A 17,210-nucleotide genomic window follows, 5' to 3' on the forward strand; every position below is an offset into this window, starting at 1 on the left:
TTTTTGCTATCTGAGACTTAGTTCCCAGCGGGCTTACTGCACTTGCTGGACCAAGGCAGAGATACCGGCGTCGGCAAAGCGTTCCGCTTCGGCCATTTCCAATACTTGATCTTGGCTGTACTGCTCACCGTCGTAAACTACCACGATGCTGGTATCGCCTGATTGCAGGAAGTTGGTCTCACCATACTCGGTGTAGCGGGTGGCGCCGATGCTGATCAGCGCTTGCTCTGGGTGCTCAGCTTTGGCCATCAACGCCGCGATGTTCTCGGTTGGGCCAACGTCTTGCTGGTTGTTCATGCGATCAACAATCCAATCGAGCAGGCGCTGGTGGAAGTAGCTGTAGCCAACCACTGGGCTGTCTTCACCGTAGCGAGCTAGTTTGCCATCACGCTTGTGGAAGCTGGCGATGCGGTAGCTATCTAGGGTGCCGCCGGCTTGCAGGTGGTCCAGTTTATGAAGTTGCGCCGAGATGCCTTTGGTCTGGCTGCCCCAGTTCTTCTTCTCACTGATCTTCTTGGCGTTTGGCTTGCGGATCGAGCAGTCGTTGTACGCAGCAAACTTTCGTGGGTGCAGGGCAATCACTTGCTCGCCTTGGTACTCGATATCGCACAGCAGCGCGACTTCAGGCTCGATCTGCAGGTTGTCGGCATCGTTTGGCGGCACGATGGCGCTGTCACACAGCGGGTAGGTCGCCAGAAAGCCAGCTTCCTCGCTGGGTACGTAGAACGGGAAGATCGCTTTAGGTTGGATCGCTTCTTGGACTTCTACCTGCAGGAAGTCTTTCGCTTCGCCAGCTTGCTCCAGGTGGCCTGCAAAGTTGCCCGCCACACCGAAGCCAATCACGTGTTTGTACGGCATAATTCACTCGGATTGTTGAAAATTAAGCCGCTAATCCTAGCAGAAGCGCTTTGTTAGACAAAGAGCACAGAGCAGGAAAGCTCAATGATGGCTGACGTACCCGAGAACTTGTTGGATTTCAGGGAGTTTTTCATCGATCCAAGTGGCGTTAATCGCCCCCCAGTCGTCCACCTGATAGTAGCCGTTTTTGTTAGCACCGACGAAGCGGACCTTCACATCTAGATCCGCCAAGGCTTTGATGGTGTCCTGCGCGGTGCGCCGTGGCATCCCAGTGGCAGCCATAATTGCAGGCACGGTGTTGTGTCCCTGTTCGATCAGGCGAGCGACCAGTAGGCGTCGGTAATAGGAGGTCTTGGTTTTACTTGCTTCGTTCATCCATGCACATTCGCAGCATACAGTGCTGCAAATCTACCAAAATTTAGCCAATCTTGGAGGCGTTACAGTGCGGTTTTATGAGTAAGGGCACAAAAATTTAACATCGTTACTAATATCTATAACCTTTAAAGCGCCATTAACCGATTGTTTTGCAATTACAAATTCTGTCTATGCTCAGACTAGTGCGCGATAGATAAAATCGCGATGGGTTTGGAGGTATTCGATATCTGCCAGATAAGCCAGGTGATGGCCATCATCGAGATTGCTTTGAAACTGCTGGTCTCCGCGTTTGGCTTGGCTTTGCATAAATCCCACTAAGGCATTCAAGCGTTCGATCATCTCGTTGACTAACAGCTTGCGCTGGTGATTAGCCAGGCCGTAGGCATCGCAGAATAGTTTCGCTCGCTGCGCTTGTTGCTCGAGTCCTCCGAGCTTGTCATCAGCTTTGGTTTTAAACGGTGCCCAGCAATACACCGCGTAGGCGACATCCCACAAGCGCGGGCCGGGGTGGGCGCAGTCGAAGTCGAACACGCCGACAACCAGGTCACCTTGTAGTGCCACATTGTAGGGCGCAAAGTCGCCATGGCAGATCACCTCCGCAGGTGCTCTAGGCGCGAGCATCCATGGCATCTTCTGAGTGGCGGTTTGCTCGATAAATAAGGCGCTGCAATCGTGCAGTTTGCGCAGCATTCGTGCTGCCGAGGTAAGTGCTGACTCACTGGCTATTGACCCCTGCAGCGGGTAATCGTAGCTTTCTCCTTCAATAAAACTCAGTTGCTCGAACTGTTCATCGGTGGCGAGCAGGCGTGGGCAGTGGCGAAAGCCGTGTTGGTGCAGATGGGCCAACACGCGGTGCACCGAATGCGACCAAGGCTGCAGCGGACGACGCACCGCATCGCCTTGCTTGATAATCTCGCGGCCGCTGCCTTGTTTGAGTACTTCCAATAGCTAGCCTTGTGGGTGCGCCAAGAAAAACTGATAAGCCGGGTTGCTGCTCTCATCGCGGTAGGCAAAGCCTAGCTGGCTAAGGTGGCGATCGAAATCGGCAATCTGCTGGTCATCCACCTCAAAACCGGCCATCACCCGGCCGTAGGCTGCGCCATGGTTGCGGTAGTGGAACAACGTGATGTTCCAGCGATTGCCCAGGGTGCGCAGAAACTTAAGCAGCGCACCGGGGTGCTCGGGAAACTCAAAGCTAAACAGCTTCTCTTGTAGCGGCTTGGCTGGGCGACCTCCCACCATATAGCGCACATGCTGCTTGGCCAGTTCGTCATCGCTGAGATCGGCCACCACATAGTCATGCTCGCGTAGCCGATCTAACAGCGGTGGCAGCTCTTGGGCGCGATCGGCAAAGCGGATGCCGACAAAGATATTGGCGCGGCTGTTGTCGGCATAGCGGTAGTTAAACTCGGTGATGGCGCGGCCCCCCAAGTGCTGCACAAACTCCAGATAGGCCCCTTGGCGCTCAGGAATGGTGACCGCCAGTACTGCTTCTTTCTGCTCGCCGATCTCGGTTCGCTCAGACACATAGCGTAGGTTGTGAAAGTTAACATTGGCGCCAGAGAGGATGCAGGCCAGGCGTTTGTCGGTAAGTTTGTGCTCACTTGCGTAGGCTTTTAAGCCCGCCAATGCCAGCGCGCCGGAGGGCTCGGCAATGGCGCGGGTATCTTCAAAGATGTCTTTGAGCGCAGCGCAGATCTGATCGGAGTTCACTGTGATAACGCCATCGAGATAGCGCTGACACAAGCGGAAGGTCTCCGAGCCAATCAGCTTCACCGCAACGCCATCGGCGAACAGGCCAACCCGCTCCAGTGGCGTGGGCTTGCCCGCTTCCAACGCCGCTTTTAAACAGGCAGAATCTTCCGCTTCTACCCCGATAACCTTCACATGAGGCATCAGCTGCTTGATATACACCGCCACGCCAGCGGCAATGCCACCGCCACCCACTGGCACAAATACCGCATCTAGGTGGGCATCTTGTTCCAGCAGCTCTTTGCCGATGGTGCCTTGCCCGGCAATCACATCCACATCATCAAACGGTGGAATACGGGTGTAGCCGTGTAGCTCACTCAGTTGCTGACTGTGGCCGCTGGCCTCATCGAAGCTGTCGCCATGCAGGATCACTTCAGCGCCATGGGCGCGTACCGAGCTGACCTTGATATCGGGGGTGGTGGTGGGCATGACGATAACGGCTTTGATACCCAGCTGTTTAGCGGAGATGGCGACGCCTTGGGCATGGTTACCGGCCGATGCCGCAATCACCCCTCGCTGCTTTTGCATCTCGCTAAGTTGCGCCAGTTTGTTGTAGGCGCCACGTAGCTTGAAAGAGTGCACGATCTGCTGATCTTCACGCTTGAGTAATACCTGGTTGCCGAGTCTGGCCGAGAGCTTGGACATATTTTGCAGCGGCGTTACTCGGGCTACTTCATACACCGGAGACAGCAGAATACGCCGCAGATAATCAGCACTGCTGGGACACATGGGTGATAGCTTGGCGGCAGCTTGCTCTGGCTGTTCGGGATTCTGTGCTTGGGACATCGTTACTCCAAAACCGGGTATTGCACGGTACACATTTTTTACGCTTTAGACACAAAGGGCAGACCGAAGTCTGCCCTTGTTTAGCTACGCGCTTTACAGTTTGCTCTTATCGCGCACCGCACCTTTGTCGGCGCTGGTGGCGAAGTGGGCGTACATTTTTAGCGAAGTACTTACCTCGCGTACGCGATTGACCGGCTGCCAGGCTTTCTCGCCACGTGCTTCCATTGCGCTACGGCGCTCGGCCAGTACCGCGTCATCGACCAGTAGCTCAATGCGACGTTTCGGGATATCGATATCGATGATATCGCCGTTCTCCACCAAGGCTACGGTGCCGCCGCTGGCCGCTTCCGGTGAGATATGACCAATCGACAGACCCGAGGTACCGCCAGAGAAGCGGCCGTCGGTGATCAGCGCACATTTCTTGCCCAGTCCCATGGATTTCAGGTAAGAGGTGGGGTAGAGCATCTCTTGCATACCCGGGCCACCTTTCGGGCCTTCATAGCGGATCAGCACCACTTCACCGGCTTGTACGCTGCCATCGAGGATGCCTGCTACCGCGTCGTCTTGGCTCTCGAAGATGCGCGCTGGGCCTTTGAACACCAGGTTCTCATCGTCCACACCGGCGGTTTTTACGATACAGCCATCGGCAGCCAGATTACCGCTCAATACCGCCAGACCACCCTCTTCGCTAAAGGCATTCTCATAGGAGCGGATACAGCCGCCTGCGCGGTCATCATCCAAGGTGTCCCAACGGCAGTCTTGGCTGAAGGCTTGGGTGGTACGAATACCGGCAGGGCCGGCGCGGTAGAACTCTTTCACTGCTTCATCTTGGGTTTGCATGATGTCGTACTTGGCTAGGGTATCGGCCAGGGTTTCACCCAGTACGTTGGTCACGTTGCGGTTGAGTTTACCGGCGCGATCCAGCTCGCCAAGGATACCCATGATGCCACCGGCGCGGTGCACGTCTTCCATATGATAGAGGTTGGTGGACGGGGCCACTTTACATAGCTGAGGAACTCGGCGGCTCAGCTCGTCCATGTGGTCCATGTTGTAGTCGACTCCAGCTTCTTGAGCCGCAGCCAACAGGTGCAACACGGTATTGGTGGAACCGCCCATAGCGATATCCAGCGTCATGGCATTTTCGAAGGCTTCGAAGCTGGCGATGGCGCGCGGCAGTACGCTCTCGTCGTCCTGCTCGTAGTAACGCTTACACAGATCAACGATGCGGCTACCGGCGGTTTTAAATAGCTTCTCACGGTCGGCGTGGGTGGCCAGCAGTGAACCGTTACCCGGCTGGCTCAGGCCAAGCGCTTCGGTCAAACAGTTCATCGAGTTGGCGGTAAACATGCCCGAGCACGAACCACAGGTTGGGCAGGCGCTGCGCTCTACTGCTTCGCTGTCTTCATCGCTGACGTTCTTGTCGGCGCCCATCACCATGGCGTCTACCAAGTCGAGCTTGATGATTTGGTCGCTTAGCTTGGTTTTGCCCGCTTCCATAGGGCCGCCCGAAACGAAGATGGCTGGGATGTTCAGACGCATAGCCGCCATCAGCATTCCCGGGGTGATCTTGTCACAGTTGGAGATACACACCATGGCGTCGGCGCAGTGGGCGTTGACCATGTACTCGACCGAGTCGGCAATCAAATCACGCGAAGGCAGGCTGTAGAGCATGCCGCCGTGGCCCATGGCAATGCCGTCATCCACTGCGATGGTGTTGAATTCCTTGGCTACGCCGCCGGCTTCTTCAATCGAGCGAGCGACCAGTTGGCCGAGATCTTTGAGGTGCACGTGGCCGGGCACGAATTGGGTAAATGAGTTCACCACCGCAATGATCGGTTTGCCGAAGTCGCCCTCTTTGGTGCCAGTGGCACGCCAGAGCGCTCGGGCGCCCGCCATATTGCGTCCTTCAGTGGTGGTTGCACTTCGCAGTTTAGGCATTGCCTTTCTCCATTAAGCTGTGTTTGTTCCGTCTACGCCTTCGCCGAGGCTGCGCTGTGGGTAGCGTTGAGTTCGACCTGTTGCACGTCGACCAGCTTTTCCAGCTGAGAACGCAGCAAGTGAATCGGCCGTTCACTGCTCACCCGCAGAGCGATATGTTGTTGTTGCTCATAGCCACTGCCGTGTTGGCTGAGTTCCATGGATTGTACTCGAAAACCCCGGTGACGTGTTACGCGAAGTACCCGTTCAAATAATTCGTCCTGTCCGCGGGCGGTGAGCGAGAGACTGTATTCCATTAGCATTGCTCCAACATGTTGTGATTTGCCGCGTTAGGTGGCACCAGCGGCCAGACGTTTTCTTCGGCATCAATGAGTACGTGTAATAAATAGGGGCCATCGGCGCTGAGCATTCGCTTCAGTGCTGGCGCTACTTGTTCTTTTTTGACAATGGTTTCGCCGGGAATGTTAAAGGCGGCGGCCATCGCCACGAAATCGGGGTTGTCGTCGAGGATGGTTTCGCTGTGGCGGCCATCGAAGAACAGCGACTGCCACTGACGCACCATACCCAAGCGATTGTTATCCAACAGCACCATTTTAAGCGGTAGGCGGGCACGCTTGATGGAGGTGAGCTCCTGCACATTCATCATAAAAGAGCCGTCGCCGGAGACGCACACCACGGTATCGTCGGGGCGGGCAAACTGCGCACCGACCGCTGCCGGCAAGCCAAAGCCCATGGTGCCAAGTCCTGCGCTGCTTAGGTGATTCTCTGGGGCATCGAATTCCATGTGCTGGGCTACCCACATCTGGTGCTGGCCTACATCGCAGGTGACTACCGAGTCCTGATTCAGGCTGTCGCTCAGTTGCTTAAGTAGCAGCGGTGCGTAGATCGCATCCCCTGGGTGGTCGTAGCGCCAAGCATTCTGTTGCTTAAGCGCTGCGGTGTGTTCGCGCCAAGGGCCAATGGCCAACTCGGTGGCCAGCAGTGGCAGGGTGGTTTTCAGCGGGCTGGACAGGCTAACATCCGGCGCGCGGCGTTTGCCAAACTCACTGGCGTCGATGTCGAGGTGGATAACCTTGGCGTGGGGGGCGAACTCATCCAGCTTGCCGGTTACCCGATCATCAAAGCGGGCGCCGATCACCAGCAATAGGTCACATTCTTGAACACTGAGGTTGGCGGCTTTGGTGCCGTGCATGCCCAACATGCCCAGGTGGGAGGGGCTGTCGGAAGACACGGCACCAATGCCTTTAAGGGTGGTGACACTGGGCATACCGGTCACCGCTAAGAATTCGCGCAGCTCGTTAACGGCATCGGCCATGCCTACGCCGCCACCGATGTAGGCCATTGGCTTATGAGCGCCCAGTAGCAACTGGCGGGCGCTATCGAGTAGCTCTTGGCTGGGGATGGCAAAGTCAGGCGCACTGGCTAAATAGGGGTGAGATTCCAGGATCTCCGCCAGCTGGATATTCTTAGGTACGTCAATCAAAACCGGGCCGGGGCGACCTGAGGTGGCGATATCAAAGGCCTTGGCGATGGTGTGTTTGAGCTCTGCCGGGTCATTGACCAAGAAGCTATGTTTGGTGACTGAGAGAGACATGCCCAGTACATCGACTTCTTGAAAGGCATCGGTGCCGATGGCGTCTTGGGCCACTTGCCCGGTAATGGCAACTAGCGGGATCGAATCGAGCATGGCTTCGGCCAGGCCGGTGACTAAGTTGGTGGCACCGGGGCCGGAGGTAGCGATACATACGCCCGGGGCAGCTGATTTGCTGGCTCGCGCATAGCCCACCGCGGCCATGGCGGCACCTTGTTCATGACGGCATAGCAGGTGCTCGACTCCGCCATCGTATAAGGCGTCGTACAAGGGCATGATGGCCCCCCCCGGATAGCCAAACACCTGAGTCACACCTTGCTGCCTGAGTGCCTCAACAATGATCTGTGCGCCGTTCATATTCTTTGATCCCTAAACTCTTGTCCTAAAAAACGAAAAACCCCCGGACCTTGCGGTGCGGGGGTAATCTTTGCTCGATGCTTTTATGCTTGCAGCAAGGCTCCCCCGCGTGAGTCAATAATGACCACCAGGACTAGCACTAGAATGACGGCTGCAGTTGTAAACATCGAAGATCCCTTAATCAATCTGCCATAACAAGTATCACAGTGATTTATTCGAGGCAAGGGGGAGAATGTTGCGGAAAGTTCTGCTGATGGAGCGAATAATAAACAATGAGCAGTCAAAGTGATTGCTGAATTTTTCTTATACAGTATAAAAGGGTGCGGTCTGGCCTTGATGCCGAAGAAATTACTGTAAAACCCGTAGAATTCACTATCGAAATTAATTTGAAATTAACCGGTTTCTTGGTGGCTTGTGCGCTGGATGCTTTGTGACGCGCTGTGGCTTTGCAATACTGGGCGAAGCCCAAATGAAGTGAGCATGCGATGACTGAAAAAGAAAAAATGTTAAGTGGTGAGGCCTATCAGGCCTTTGATGGTGAGTTGGTCGAAGAGCGCAAGCAGGCCAAGATGCTGTGCTACGAGTTCAACCAGATGCCACCGGATGAAGACCTGCGTTCAGACGTACTTGCCGACCTGCTACCCAACAGCCTCGACCCCTGGATTGAAGCGCCGTTTTACTGCGATTACGGTTACAACATCGTGACCGGCAAGAACTTCTATGCCAACCATGGTTGTATCATCCTCGATTGCGCCGAGGTGAAGATTGGCGATGACGTGCTATTGGCCCCGGGTGTACAAATCTCCACGGCAACCCATCCACTGAATGCGCGAGAACGTACCGAAGGCTGGGAGTATGCCAAGGCGATCACCATTGGCGATCGGGTATGGATAGGTATGGGCGCGCAAATATTACCGGGCGTTACCATTGGCGATGATGCGGTCATAGCCGCTGGTGCGGTGGTTAGCCGCGATGTACCAGCTGGCATGGTGGTTGGTGGCGTGCCCGCTAAGGTGATTAAAGCCTGCGACTAGCGCGTGGCTGGCACCCAATTAACAAGTGAGACACTGTTGCAAGATATTATCGAGATAGGCTGGGGACAGCTAGCGCTTTTCTCCCTGATCCTGTTGATTCCAGTGGGGATCGATCGGGCGTTTAAGTTAGGCCTTCTGGCTGAAAGCGCCGTTTCCATCGCGCGAATGATAGTGCAACTGGCGCTGGTTGGCCTCTATCTCGAGTTCTTGTTTGAGCTAAATAGTGTGTGGGTCAACCTTGCATGGCTAGCCGTGATGTTGGTGGTCGGTAGCCGCGCCATCAGCCGTAAGGCAAAGTTGCGCAGTTGGCGAGTGAGTGTGCCGGTGTTTTGTGGCTTGAGTCTGGGCGTTTTGCCGCTAGTCGGGCTGATGCTGTTCGGTTTGCTGCAACCTTCTCCTTGGCACCATGCCCAGTATTTGATCCCACTGGCGGGAATGCTGCTGGGCAATAGCCTCAGCGCCAACATCGTCGCGCTACAACACCTGTTCGGCGCTTTTGAGCAGCGTGAGCTGGAGTACCACGGTGCACTCTCGTTGGGAGCCTCTCCCGGCTATGCCTGTTTCCCCTTTGTGCAAGCGGCGATGCGTCAGTCGTTTGCGCCGATCTTAGCCTCGATGAGCGCAACCGGTTTGGTTACCCTGCCGGGCATGATGACCGGACAGATCCTTGGCGGCACCTCGCCACTGCTCGCCATCAAATACCAGCTAGTGATTATGCTAGCGATCTTTGTCATGTTGTTCGTGTCGGTGGCAGTTTGCTTGAGCTTGAGCGTACGTAGCCTGCTTAACGACAGCGGCCGCTTGCTAGTACAGCGCGACGCCTAAGACTTCCCTATCAATCTGATTGAAAATAGCCATTTCTCTCGATGGATGCACCCAACTATAGTTAAAGGGTAAGCGACAGTCAGGAGAGACACGATGCAGGACCTAAGTGTTAAACAATATATGCGCCGCCAGTTTTTGAGCTTTACGCCAGAGACCAGCATCAGCGATATCAGCCATGCGCTGGTGGAAAGCGGCCAACTCGGTGCCCCGGTGGTCAATCAGCACAAACAGTTGGTGGGCTGGGTATCAGAGCGCGATTGCTTGGTGCAGATGCTGCAAGCCGGTTATTACTGCGATCAGACCGCATTAGCCAAAGATTTGATGAAGCCCGAGGTGCTGAGCGTTTCGCCAGAGACCAGCATTCTTGATCTAGCCAGACAGATGACCGACGACAAACCGAAGGTCTATCCAGTAGTCGAAAACCAGCGCATCATCGGCTTGATCGATCGCAGTATGGTGCTGAAGGTGCTTGATCAACAGCAACAGCAGTGCTTTAAACATCAAGCTTAAATCAAGGCGCTCACGGGGAAGCAATCGCTAACCCGAGCGCCGTTGTAGAAATAATACTCAAGGCTTGAGGGGAAGAGCCGATAAAGCTTGTGCGTGGCAGCAATGACTGGCGTTACCGATAGGACAGCAACCTGGTTGCTGGGTAACACGGCCAATGTTTGCAACGCGGCAAGCTCGAGATGCAGCGAGCGACGTACGAGTCGACCCTGTCAGCGGCAACTGGCAGGGTCGAGGCCGACAATCAACACAGTTTGGGAGTATGTGGATGACCGTCAGCAAGCGAAGCTTAACAACCAATCGCAACAATATCAACGACTTAGCTCATAGCGCTCTATGTGCTTTGCGCTCCGGCCAAAGCGTTATCGCCCGGCATTACTGGGAAGCCGCAAAGTCTCAACTACAACTCAGTCAACGCAACCCGCGCCATAGCAAATAGCTCAGAGTTCTACCCCACTAACATTTCGGCTTAATGCTCACGCCCTCTCTCAACTATTATTGTCTTAGTTGTCAATTGCGAGGGTGAGTAATGAGCTTAGCGTTGGTGGGTACGCGCGGTTTGCTCGGCATGGAGGCGCAGGCGGTCACGGTTGAGGTGCACCTCTCCGCTGGCCTGCCCGCTTTTAATATCGTTGGACTACCCGAGGCCTCGGTTCGAGAAGCGAAGGACCGAGTGCGTAGCGCGCTGATAAACAGCGGCTTCGAGTTTCCTTCCAAAAGAATCACCGTGAGTTTAGCACCGGCCGATCTGCCGAAAAGCGGTGGCCGCTATGACTTGCCCATTGCCCTCGGGATCCTCTCCGCGTCCGGTGGCCTGCCCGGTGTCGATCTGTCCAAGGATTGCTATGTGGGCGAGCTGGCGCTATCAGGGGAGCTAAGAGGGGTGGAGGGCGTGATTGCCACCGCCCTAGCCGCGCGTGAGCAACAGCAGCGCTTGTACCTGGCCATGGGCGACGCCTGCCAAGCTGCGCGTATCAAAGCGCTGGATGTGGTAGGCAGCGAATCCTTGGCCCAGCTAACTGCGATGCTCAATGGCCAGCAACAGCTAAGCGTTATCCCACCGCAAGTCGCTCTGGATGAGGTGCCCGAGCAGCTGCCGGATCTTCAGGAGGTGTTGGGGCAGCCGCTGGCCAAGCGGGCGCTGGAGTTGGCCGCTATCGGGCGCCATAACCTCTTGTTTCTGGGGCCGCCCGGCACTGGGAAGACCATGCTCGCCAGCCGCTTACCTGGGATCCTACCGCCGCTCGATGAACTGCAGGCAGTGGAAGCGGCGGCCATTGCCTCGGTGGCGAACCTTCCAAGAGAAGATGGCCAGTGGTATCTACCACCGTTTCGTAGCCCCCATCACAGCGCCTCGATGGTAGCGCTGGTGGGAGGCGGCTCGGTGCCCAAGCCCGGTGAGATTAGCTTAGCGCACAATGGTGTGCTGTTTCTCGACGAGCTCCCAGAGTTCCCCCGTTCAGTGTTAGATGCACTGCGCCAACCTTTGGAGGCCGGTGTGGTCAATATCTCGCGCGCTGCGCGTCAGGTGAGCTTTCCGGCGCGCTTTCAGTTGATTGCCGCAATGAATCCCTCGCCGTGTGGTCATTACCAAGGTGCGCAGATGCGTAGCAACCCTGATCAGATCCTCAAGTATCTGCAGCGTCTCTCTGGACCGTTTCTTGACCGCTTCGACTTGAGTATCGAAGTCAGCCCCTTACCTCAAGGTAGCCTGTCAAAGAGTGGTGATGGTGAAAGCAGCGTTGAGGTGCGAGAGCGGGTGATGACGGCGCGAGCACGCCAACTGCAACGACAAGGCAAGCTAAACAGCGAGCTAAGTGGCCGAGAGCTGTCCCAATACGCCCGCTTGGATATCGAGGATGCCCGCTTTCTAGAGCAGAGCATTCACCAGCTGGGCTTGTCGACCCGGGCGTTTCATCGTATCTGGCGGTTGGCGAGAAGTATTGCCGATGGACAGGATCTGGCCGATATTAAGCGGGTGCATCTCAGTGAGGCTTTGAGCTATCGAGCGATGGAGCGTTTGCTGGCGAAGTTGGCGGCCTAAGCCGCCGATATAGCTTAAGCGAGTAATCCAGCTAGGCGGGCTTGGGTGAAGGCGGCGATGGTTTTGGCGTCGGCAACATCGCCTTGTTTGACGGCTTGCTCAAACTGCTCGATATCCATCTCTATCACTTCGATAAACTCATCCTCGTCGCACTCGCCTTGTTTAAAACTCAGGTCGTGGGCGGCGAAGATATGTTGCACCTCGTCGCAGAAGCCAACGGCGGGGTATAGCTTGCCGATTAACTGCCATTTGTCGGCGCTTAGGTTGGCTTCTTCCTGCAGTTCGCGTTGCGCGCAGTGCAGCGGCGAAGCCTCATTTTCTTCAAGGGTGCCGGCAGGGAACTCGACCACCCAGGCATCAACAGCCGGGCGATACTGACGCACTAATACTAGTTTTCCTTCTTCACTCACTGGGACGATCACCACCGCGCCCGGGTGATGGATGTACTTTACGGTTTGACGCTGGCGGTCAGGGAACACCCGTTGGGTACGGTGTAGTTCTAGTCGGCTCCAGCTATGTTCAATATGTGTCTTAAAGTCGTTGCTATCGGCCATTCAGGCCCCCCTCTATGTGGTTCGCGGCTCTCGCAATCTTAGCCTAGACTGTTGTCTAAATTGGATTTTCTGTATAGTCCTGTGATTTCAACACAGTTATTACTACGGGTTCTCAGGCTTGGCCGTTCACCCGTTTATCGATGTTAAGGAGCCGCAGTGTTCAATTTGACTCGCTTACTTCGTCCCAAAGCGACCTCCCAGTCGCTGGCCGCGCTAGATCTTGGTAGTAACAGCTTCCACCTGATCATCGCCGATTGGCAAGACGGTGAACTGAAGGTGCGCGACAAGGTCAAGGAGATGGTCCGTCTTGGTTGGGGCTTGCAAGAGGATGGCTCCTTAGACAGTGCGGCGGTTAATCGCGCATTGGGCTGTTTGGAACGCTTCGGCGAGCGGCTGCGCGAGTTTGAGCCCGGCAGTGTGCGGATCGTCGGCACCAAGACCCTGCGTAGCGTGAGCAACTCGGACCGCTTTTTAGCCGAGGCAGAGCGGCGCTTAGGCCATCCGATTGAGATTATCTCTGGTGAAGAAGAGGCGCGCTTAATCTACTTGGGCGTGGCCCACTACTTAGCGCCGACTAAGGGCCGTCGCATGGTGGTAGACATCGGCGGTGGCAGTACCGAAGTCTGTTTGGGCGATGGTATGGACCTGCGCCTGAAAGAGAGCCTGGATATGGGCTGTGTGTCTATTACCAAGAAGTTTTTCCGCAGCGGTAAAGTTACCGAAAAGCGCCTCAAAGCCGCCAGCACCTATTGCTCCCAACAACTGGTAGCAATCGCCGACGACGTGGTCGATATGCGGTGGCAGGAGTGTTTGGGCGCATCGGGGACCATTAAAGCGGTGGCCAAGGTGTGCCGTGAAAATGGCTTTAGTGATGGCACTATCGACCTGAAGAGTCTGGATAAGATTGTCGAGATCTATCGTCAGGCGGGCAATAGCGATGTCAGCATCGAGGGGCTGTCAAAGGAGCGTCAACCGGTGTTTCTAGGTGGGGTAATCACCCTACTATCGCTGTTCGGAAGCTTACATATCGAGCAGATGCATGCGGCGGAGTGGGCGCTGCGCGAAGGCCTGCTCTATGAGCTGAAAGGGCGTTTAGAGCATACTGATATTCGTCCAACGAGTGTGATTCGCTTAGCTGAGCGCTATCGCTGCGATAAGGTGTTTAGTGGTCGGGTTGCGAAGACTTGCTCGAACTTGCTAGCTCAAGTCGCTGAGACCTGGGAGCTGGATGAGGCGGAAACCGGGCAGCTGCTACACTGGGCTTCCCAGCTGTTCTTGGTAGGACTGGAGATTACGCATAGTGATTACCAAAAACACGGCGCCTACATCGTTCGTCATGTCGACTTGGCAGGCTTCTCCCGGGAAGAGCAGCAGCAGTTAGCGGCCTTGGTATTGGCCCACCGCAAGCGCATTCCACAGCAAGAGTTCCCAATGGACAACCTGGAGCTGCTAAAAGCCTGCGTATTACTGCGACTGGCCGTTATCTTCAATCGCGCTAAGCGTAAACAAGCCGCTCCAGATCTCGAGCTGCGCGCCGCCGGAGAGCACATCAGCTTGTTGGTGGAAAAACAGTGGCTGCAGGAAAATCCCTTAACTAAAGCGGACTTAGAGAGCGAGCGCCGCTATATGCGGCACATTGGCTATCGCCTCAATGTGATTGCGGTTTAATCGATTTGACGATCTAGTGCGATGTTTGGCCATGTGTTATGCTTATTTAGTAGCCAAATTGATTTGGCGCACAACAGGTAAATAGGTAATAACAATGGCCATCAATTCTATTAATAATACATCTTCACCGGCCGACTTTTATGCTCAACAGGCACAGAAGCGACGGGAAGAACAAAGCGAGCAGTTGGCATCTGGCACCCGCATCACCACTGCGGCTATCGACCCTGCTGGTTTGCAGATTGCTAACCGCCTGACCTCTCAGGTCAACGAGGCGGAAGCCTACGGGCGCATCTATCAAAACCAAGTCTCACTAAACAACATTGCATCTGCAGAGTTGCAAGGCACTACTGAAGCGCTGCAAGCTAACCAAACCTTGGCGATTCAGGCGGGTAACGGCATCTACAACGCCGATGATTTAGCGGCCCTGCAAGCCCAAGCGGATGCAAACACTGCCACCATCCCTAACGCTGGCGATCTGGGCGTTGATGGTGTGGATATCACCGACCCCGGCGCGGGCGATGCATTTACCCAAGCACAGCGCACCACCGATGCGGCGAATGCCCAGTTGGGTGCTGAGTCGAATGCTGCTGAGTCAGCCTACCGTTCGACCCAAGCGGCGCTGGAAGCGCAAAGCGCAGCACGCTCGCGGATTCTGGATACCAACTATGCATTGGCCAGCTCTCAACAGGCTCAGAACGATGTATTGTTCCAAACTTCGGTACAGAGTATTCGTGGACAGCAAGAGTATGCGCGCAGCGTAGACCGCCTCTTGTAGTTAGCGTACTACCTACTTGATAAAGGCAGCTTTCGAGCTGCCTTTTTGCTTTGTTGGGCCAGGGTTTTTATTTGTGGGGAGTTTGGTTAAGATGCGCCGCAATTTTGCTATTGATACTGAGGAATACTGATGGACGCATTGTCTGCTGCCGTGATGCTGTTTTTAATCATGGACCCACTGGGTAATCTGCCGGTGGTGATGTCGATGCTCAAGCATCTAGAGCCAAAGCGTCGTCGTATCGTGCTGATCCGCGAGCTTATCGTCGCTTTGGTTGTGATGTTTAGCTTCCTGTTTGCCGGTGAGCATATCCTTGGCTTCCTCAATCTGCGCCAAGAGGCGGTGGGTATCGCTGGTGGCCTGATCTTGTTCTTGATTGCCCTGAAGATGATTTTCCCTCAGCCGGGTGGTGTGGCGGGACTCGCTGCCGGTGAAGAGCCGTTCTTGGTGCCGCTGGCGATCCCGATGATTGCTGGGCCTTCGGTATTGGCATCACTAATGTTATTGGCCAATCAAGATGCGACTCGTATGACTGATTGGTCGCTAGCACTACTCGTGTCCTGGGCGATCACCGTCTGTATTCTGATGCTTAATGAATTGTTGATGAAGCTACTGGGTGAGCGCGGTCTAAAAGCGTTGGAGCGCTTGATGGGCATGCTATTGATTATGCTGGCGGTACAGATGCTGATGGATGGTATTGCCAACTATCTGATGTCGGTGGCCGGTTAAGCTCGATTGAAAAGCGCCTAGTAAAGGCGCTTTTTTATTGCCTTACTCTTGTTGCTCGCTCTGTTGCTGCTGGGCGCGTTTATGCAGCTCCCACATAGCGAAGAAGCCAAACAGTAGAATGCGCCAGCCATCGCCGGGGCGGTATAGCCCACTTTGCTGAAGGTTGGCCCTAAGCGCGAGCAACTGCACCGCGTGAAGTATCAACATGATCAAGCCAAAGCCGAGCACCAACCAGTTGTAGGGCGGGGTGAACAGCAGCGGCGCAAACAAAAACACCAACCAGATCAACGCCATTAATCCTTTGCCAACGGTAATCATGGGAACTCCTTAAGCGTGTTCGATGTGATAGAGGTTGTAGCTCACCTGGCCGGCTTGCTTGGATTTTATCTTCTCCCAGCCGCTCGGTAGATTTGGTTCGGCGGCTGAGCTCTCTTGTTCTAGGTACACCAAGGCATCGTCAGCCAGCCAGTTGTTGGCAATCAGCAAGTCGATACATTGCTGAACCAACTGCTGGTGGAATGGCGGGTCGATAAACACTACATCATAGGCGTGCTCAGGCACTTTACGCAGCAGTTGCAGGGTATCGGCCACTTCCAGCTTGGCTTGGTTTGCATCCACTTGCAGCAGCGCCAAGTTGTCTTTGAGTTGCTGAGCGGCTCGTTGGTCACGTTCGACCAAGGTGACATGTTTGGCGTAGCGTGAAAGGGCCTCGAAGCCTAGCCCGCCACTGCCAGCAAAGGCATCCAGGCAGCGAGCGCCACGAATATCCATCGCCAGCCAGTTAAACAGCGTCTCTTTTACCCGATCGGTGGTGGGGCGCAGACCTTCGCCATCGAGCACTTTTAGCTTGCGACCACGCCACTGCCCGGCAATGATACGAATGCTACCGCTGCGGGTGTTGCCGCCACGGGCGGAAGACTTTGGGCTTTTTTGGGGAGAACGACGTGGCATGACTAAAGCTCGTTGAAATCTGTGATAAAATCGCTGCAATTTTGCGGATTGTAGCAGTCCGTATATACCAATCACACTAAATTAATACACTTGTATTACGCAGGGAAAAACGCCGAATATGAGGAAGCGCTTGGAGTGACTAGTGGTTCTAGTGACAAAAGCGGTAACGACATAGTCGGTGTTTTTAACCAGCAATACTGAGTAGTAGTTTAGTTTGATTGGTATTAGCAAAGCAGAAATTCCAAAAGATAGGTAAATGCCAATGGCAAAGAAAAAGGGGCTATTTTCCTGGTTTAGTCGTGGAAAGTCCGACAGTGAGCAGCAAGCGGAAGAGCAGGTAATTGCGCCAGAGCTTGAGGTAAGCCAACCCGAAGCAGAGCAAAGCAACGAGAGTGAGCTTGCAAGCGCAGCTGTTACCGAGAACACTGCTGCAGAGCCAGAGCCAGAGCCAGAGCCAGAGCCAGAGCCA

The 17,210-nt window shown here is 55.0% G+C and carries 17 protein-coding genes and 1 pseudogene; 8 read left to right on the plus strand and 10 right to left on the minus strand.

Features of this window, described 5'->3' with window-relative positions; genetic code table 11:
* Window positions 1–33 precede the first annotated feature (33 nt).
* From G461_RS0105840 to ilvG, 7 genes are all read right to left on the minus strand, one after another.
* Window positions 34–858 (minus strand): DUF5718 family protein, encoded by an 825-nt coding sequence (locus tag G461_RS0105840; protein WP_026971131.1) that lies wholly within the window; start codon window positions 856–858, stop codon window positions 34–36.
* 81 nt (window positions 859–939) lie between these two features.
* Entirely contained in the window at window positions 940–1,233 is a 294-nt protein-coding gene (locus G461_RS0105845; protein WP_026971132.1) for a helix-turn-helix domain-containing protein, read from the minus strand.
* Window positions 1,234–1,407: 174 nt separating this feature from the next.
* On the minus strand, window positions 1,408–2,178 hold the full coding sequence (locus G461_RS0105850; RefSeq protein ID WP_026971133.1) for an aminoglycoside phosphotransferase family protein: 771 nt from the start codon (window positions 2,176–2,178) through the stop codon (window positions 1,408–1,410).
* A 3-nt stretch (window positions 2,179–2,181) separates the two neighbouring features.
* Window positions 2,182–3,714, minus strand: a complete 1,533-nt coding sequence (gene ilvA, locus G461_RS0105855; RefSeq protein WP_026971134.1) for a threonine ammonia-lyase, biosynthetic — start codon at window positions 3,712–3,714, stop codon at window positions 2,182–2,184.
* Window positions 3,715–3,864: 150 nt separating this feature from the next.
* Window positions 3,865–5,709: a dihydroxy-acid dehydratase gene (gene ilvD / locus G461_RS0105860; RefSeq protein ID WP_026971135.1), complete on the minus strand. Its 1,845-nt coding sequence runs from the start codon at window positions 5,707–5,709 to the stop codon at window positions 3,865–3,867.
* A 32-nt stretch (window positions 5,710–5,741) separates the two neighbouring features.
* Window positions 5,742–6,005, minus strand: coding sequence for an acetolactate synthase 2 small subunit (gene ilvM / locus G461_RS0105865; RefSeq protein WP_026958391.1), 264 nt, complete (start codon window positions 6,003–6,005; stop codon window positions 5,742–5,744).
* Window positions 6,005–7,657, minus strand: a complete 1,653-nt coding sequence (gene ilvG / locus G461_RS0105870) for an acetolactate synthase 2 catalytic subunit (RefSeq protein ID WP_026971136.1) — start codon at window positions 7,655–7,657, stop codon at window positions 6,005–6,007. Before ilvG ends, ilvM begins: the two co-directional genes overlap by 1 nt.
* A gap of 485 nt (window positions 7,658–8,142) precedes the next feature.
* On the opposite strand from ilvG, the gene G461_RS0105875 reads away from it, so the two are divergent.
* The 4 genes from G461_RS0105875 (at window position 8,143) to G461_RS0105895 (ending at window position 12,067) form a co-directional block, all read left to right on the plus strand.
* Window positions 8,143–8,691: a sugar O-acetyltransferase gene (locus tag G461_RS0105875; RefSeq protein ID WP_026958389.1), complete on the plus strand. Its 549-nt coding sequence runs from the start codon at window positions 8,143–8,145 to the stop codon at window positions 8,689–8,691.
* Between the two features lie 36 nt (window positions 8,692–8,727).
* Entirely contained in the window at window positions 8,728–9,516 is a 789-nt protein-coding gene (locus G461_RS0105880) for an ABC transporter permease (RefSeq protein WP_026971137.1), read from the plus strand.
* Window positions 9,517–9,609: 93 nt separating this feature from the next.
* Complete coding sequence (locus G461_RS0105885) at window positions 9,610–10,026, plus strand: CBS domain-containing protein (RefSeq protein ID WP_026971138.1); 417 nt, start codon at window positions 9,610–9,612, stop codon at window positions 10,024–10,026.
* A gap of 526 nt (window positions 10,027–10,552) precedes the next feature.
* Complete coding sequence (locus G461_RS0105895) at window positions 10,553–12,067, plus strand: YifB family Mg chelatase-like AAA ATPase (protein WP_026971139.1); 1,515 nt, start codon at window positions 10,553–10,555, stop codon at window positions 12,065–12,067.
* A 14-nt stretch (window positions 12,068–12,081) separates the two neighbouring features.
* Here the strand turns inward: G461_RS0105895 and G461_RS0105900 are convergent, their stop codons facing one another.
* Window positions 12,082–12,621 carry an NUDIX hydrolase gene (locus G461_RS0105900; protein ID WP_084429042.1) on the minus strand — a complete coding sequence of 180 codons (540 nt, stop codon included), beginning with the start codon at window positions 12,619–12,621 and terminating at the stop codon, window positions 12,082–12,084.
* Window positions 12,622–12,777: 156 nt separating this feature from the next.
* Between G461_RS0105900 and G461_RS0105905 the strand changes: the two genes are divergently transcribed.
* The 3 genes from G461_RS0105905 (at window position 12,778) to G461_RS0105915 (ending at window position 15,790) form a co-directional block, all read left to right on the plus strand.
* Window positions 12,778–14,289 (plus strand): Ppx/GppA phosphatase family protein, encoded by a 1,512-nt coding sequence (locus G461_RS0105905; RefSeq protein WP_026971141.1) that lies wholly within the window; start codon window positions 12,778–12,780, stop codon window positions 14,287–14,289.
* 94 nt (window positions 14,290–14,383) lie between these two features.
* A complete protein-coding gene (locus G461_RS0105910; RefSeq protein ID WP_026958383.1) occupies window positions 14,384–15,064 on the plus strand; it encodes a flagellin in 681 nt (226 codons plus the stop codon).
* Window positions 15,065–15,193: 129 nt separating this feature from the next.
* Window positions 15,194–15,790: a YhgN family NAAT transporter gene (locus G461_RS0105915; protein WP_026971142.1), complete on the plus strand. Its 597-nt coding sequence runs from the start codon at window positions 15,194–15,196 to the stop codon at window positions 15,788–15,790.
* A 42-nt stretch (window positions 15,791–15,832) separates the two neighbouring features.
* Here G461_RS0105915 and G461_RS0105920 read toward each other — a convergent pair whose 3' ends face one another.
* Window positions 15,833–16,108, minus strand: a complete 276-nt coding sequence (locus G461_RS0105920; protein ID WP_026971143.1) for a DUF1145 domain-containing protein — start codon at window positions 16,106–16,108, stop codon at window positions 15,833–15,835.
* 9 nt (window positions 16,109–16,117) lie between these two features.
* On the minus strand, window positions 16,118–16,741 hold the full coding sequence (rsmD, locus tag G461_RS0105925; protein WP_026971144.1) for a 16S rRNA (guanine(966)-N(2))-methyltransferase RsmD: 624 nt from the start codon (window positions 16,739–16,741) through the stop codon (window positions 16,118–16,120).
* Window positions 16,742–17,003: 262 nt separating this feature from the next.
* Between rsmD and G461_RS26610 the strand changes: the two are divergent.
* Window positions 17,004–17,210 (plus strand): annotated as a pseudogene (locus G461_RS26610) (signal recognition particle-docking protein FtsY); the annotation flags it as partial.

Origin of the sequence: Aliagarivorans marinus DSM 23064 (genome assembly GCF_000429485.1) — a bacterium.
Classification (GTDB): domain Bacteria; phylum Pseudomonadota; class Gammaproteobacteria; order Enterobacterales; family Celerinatantimonadaceae; genus Aliagarivorans; species Aliagarivorans marinus.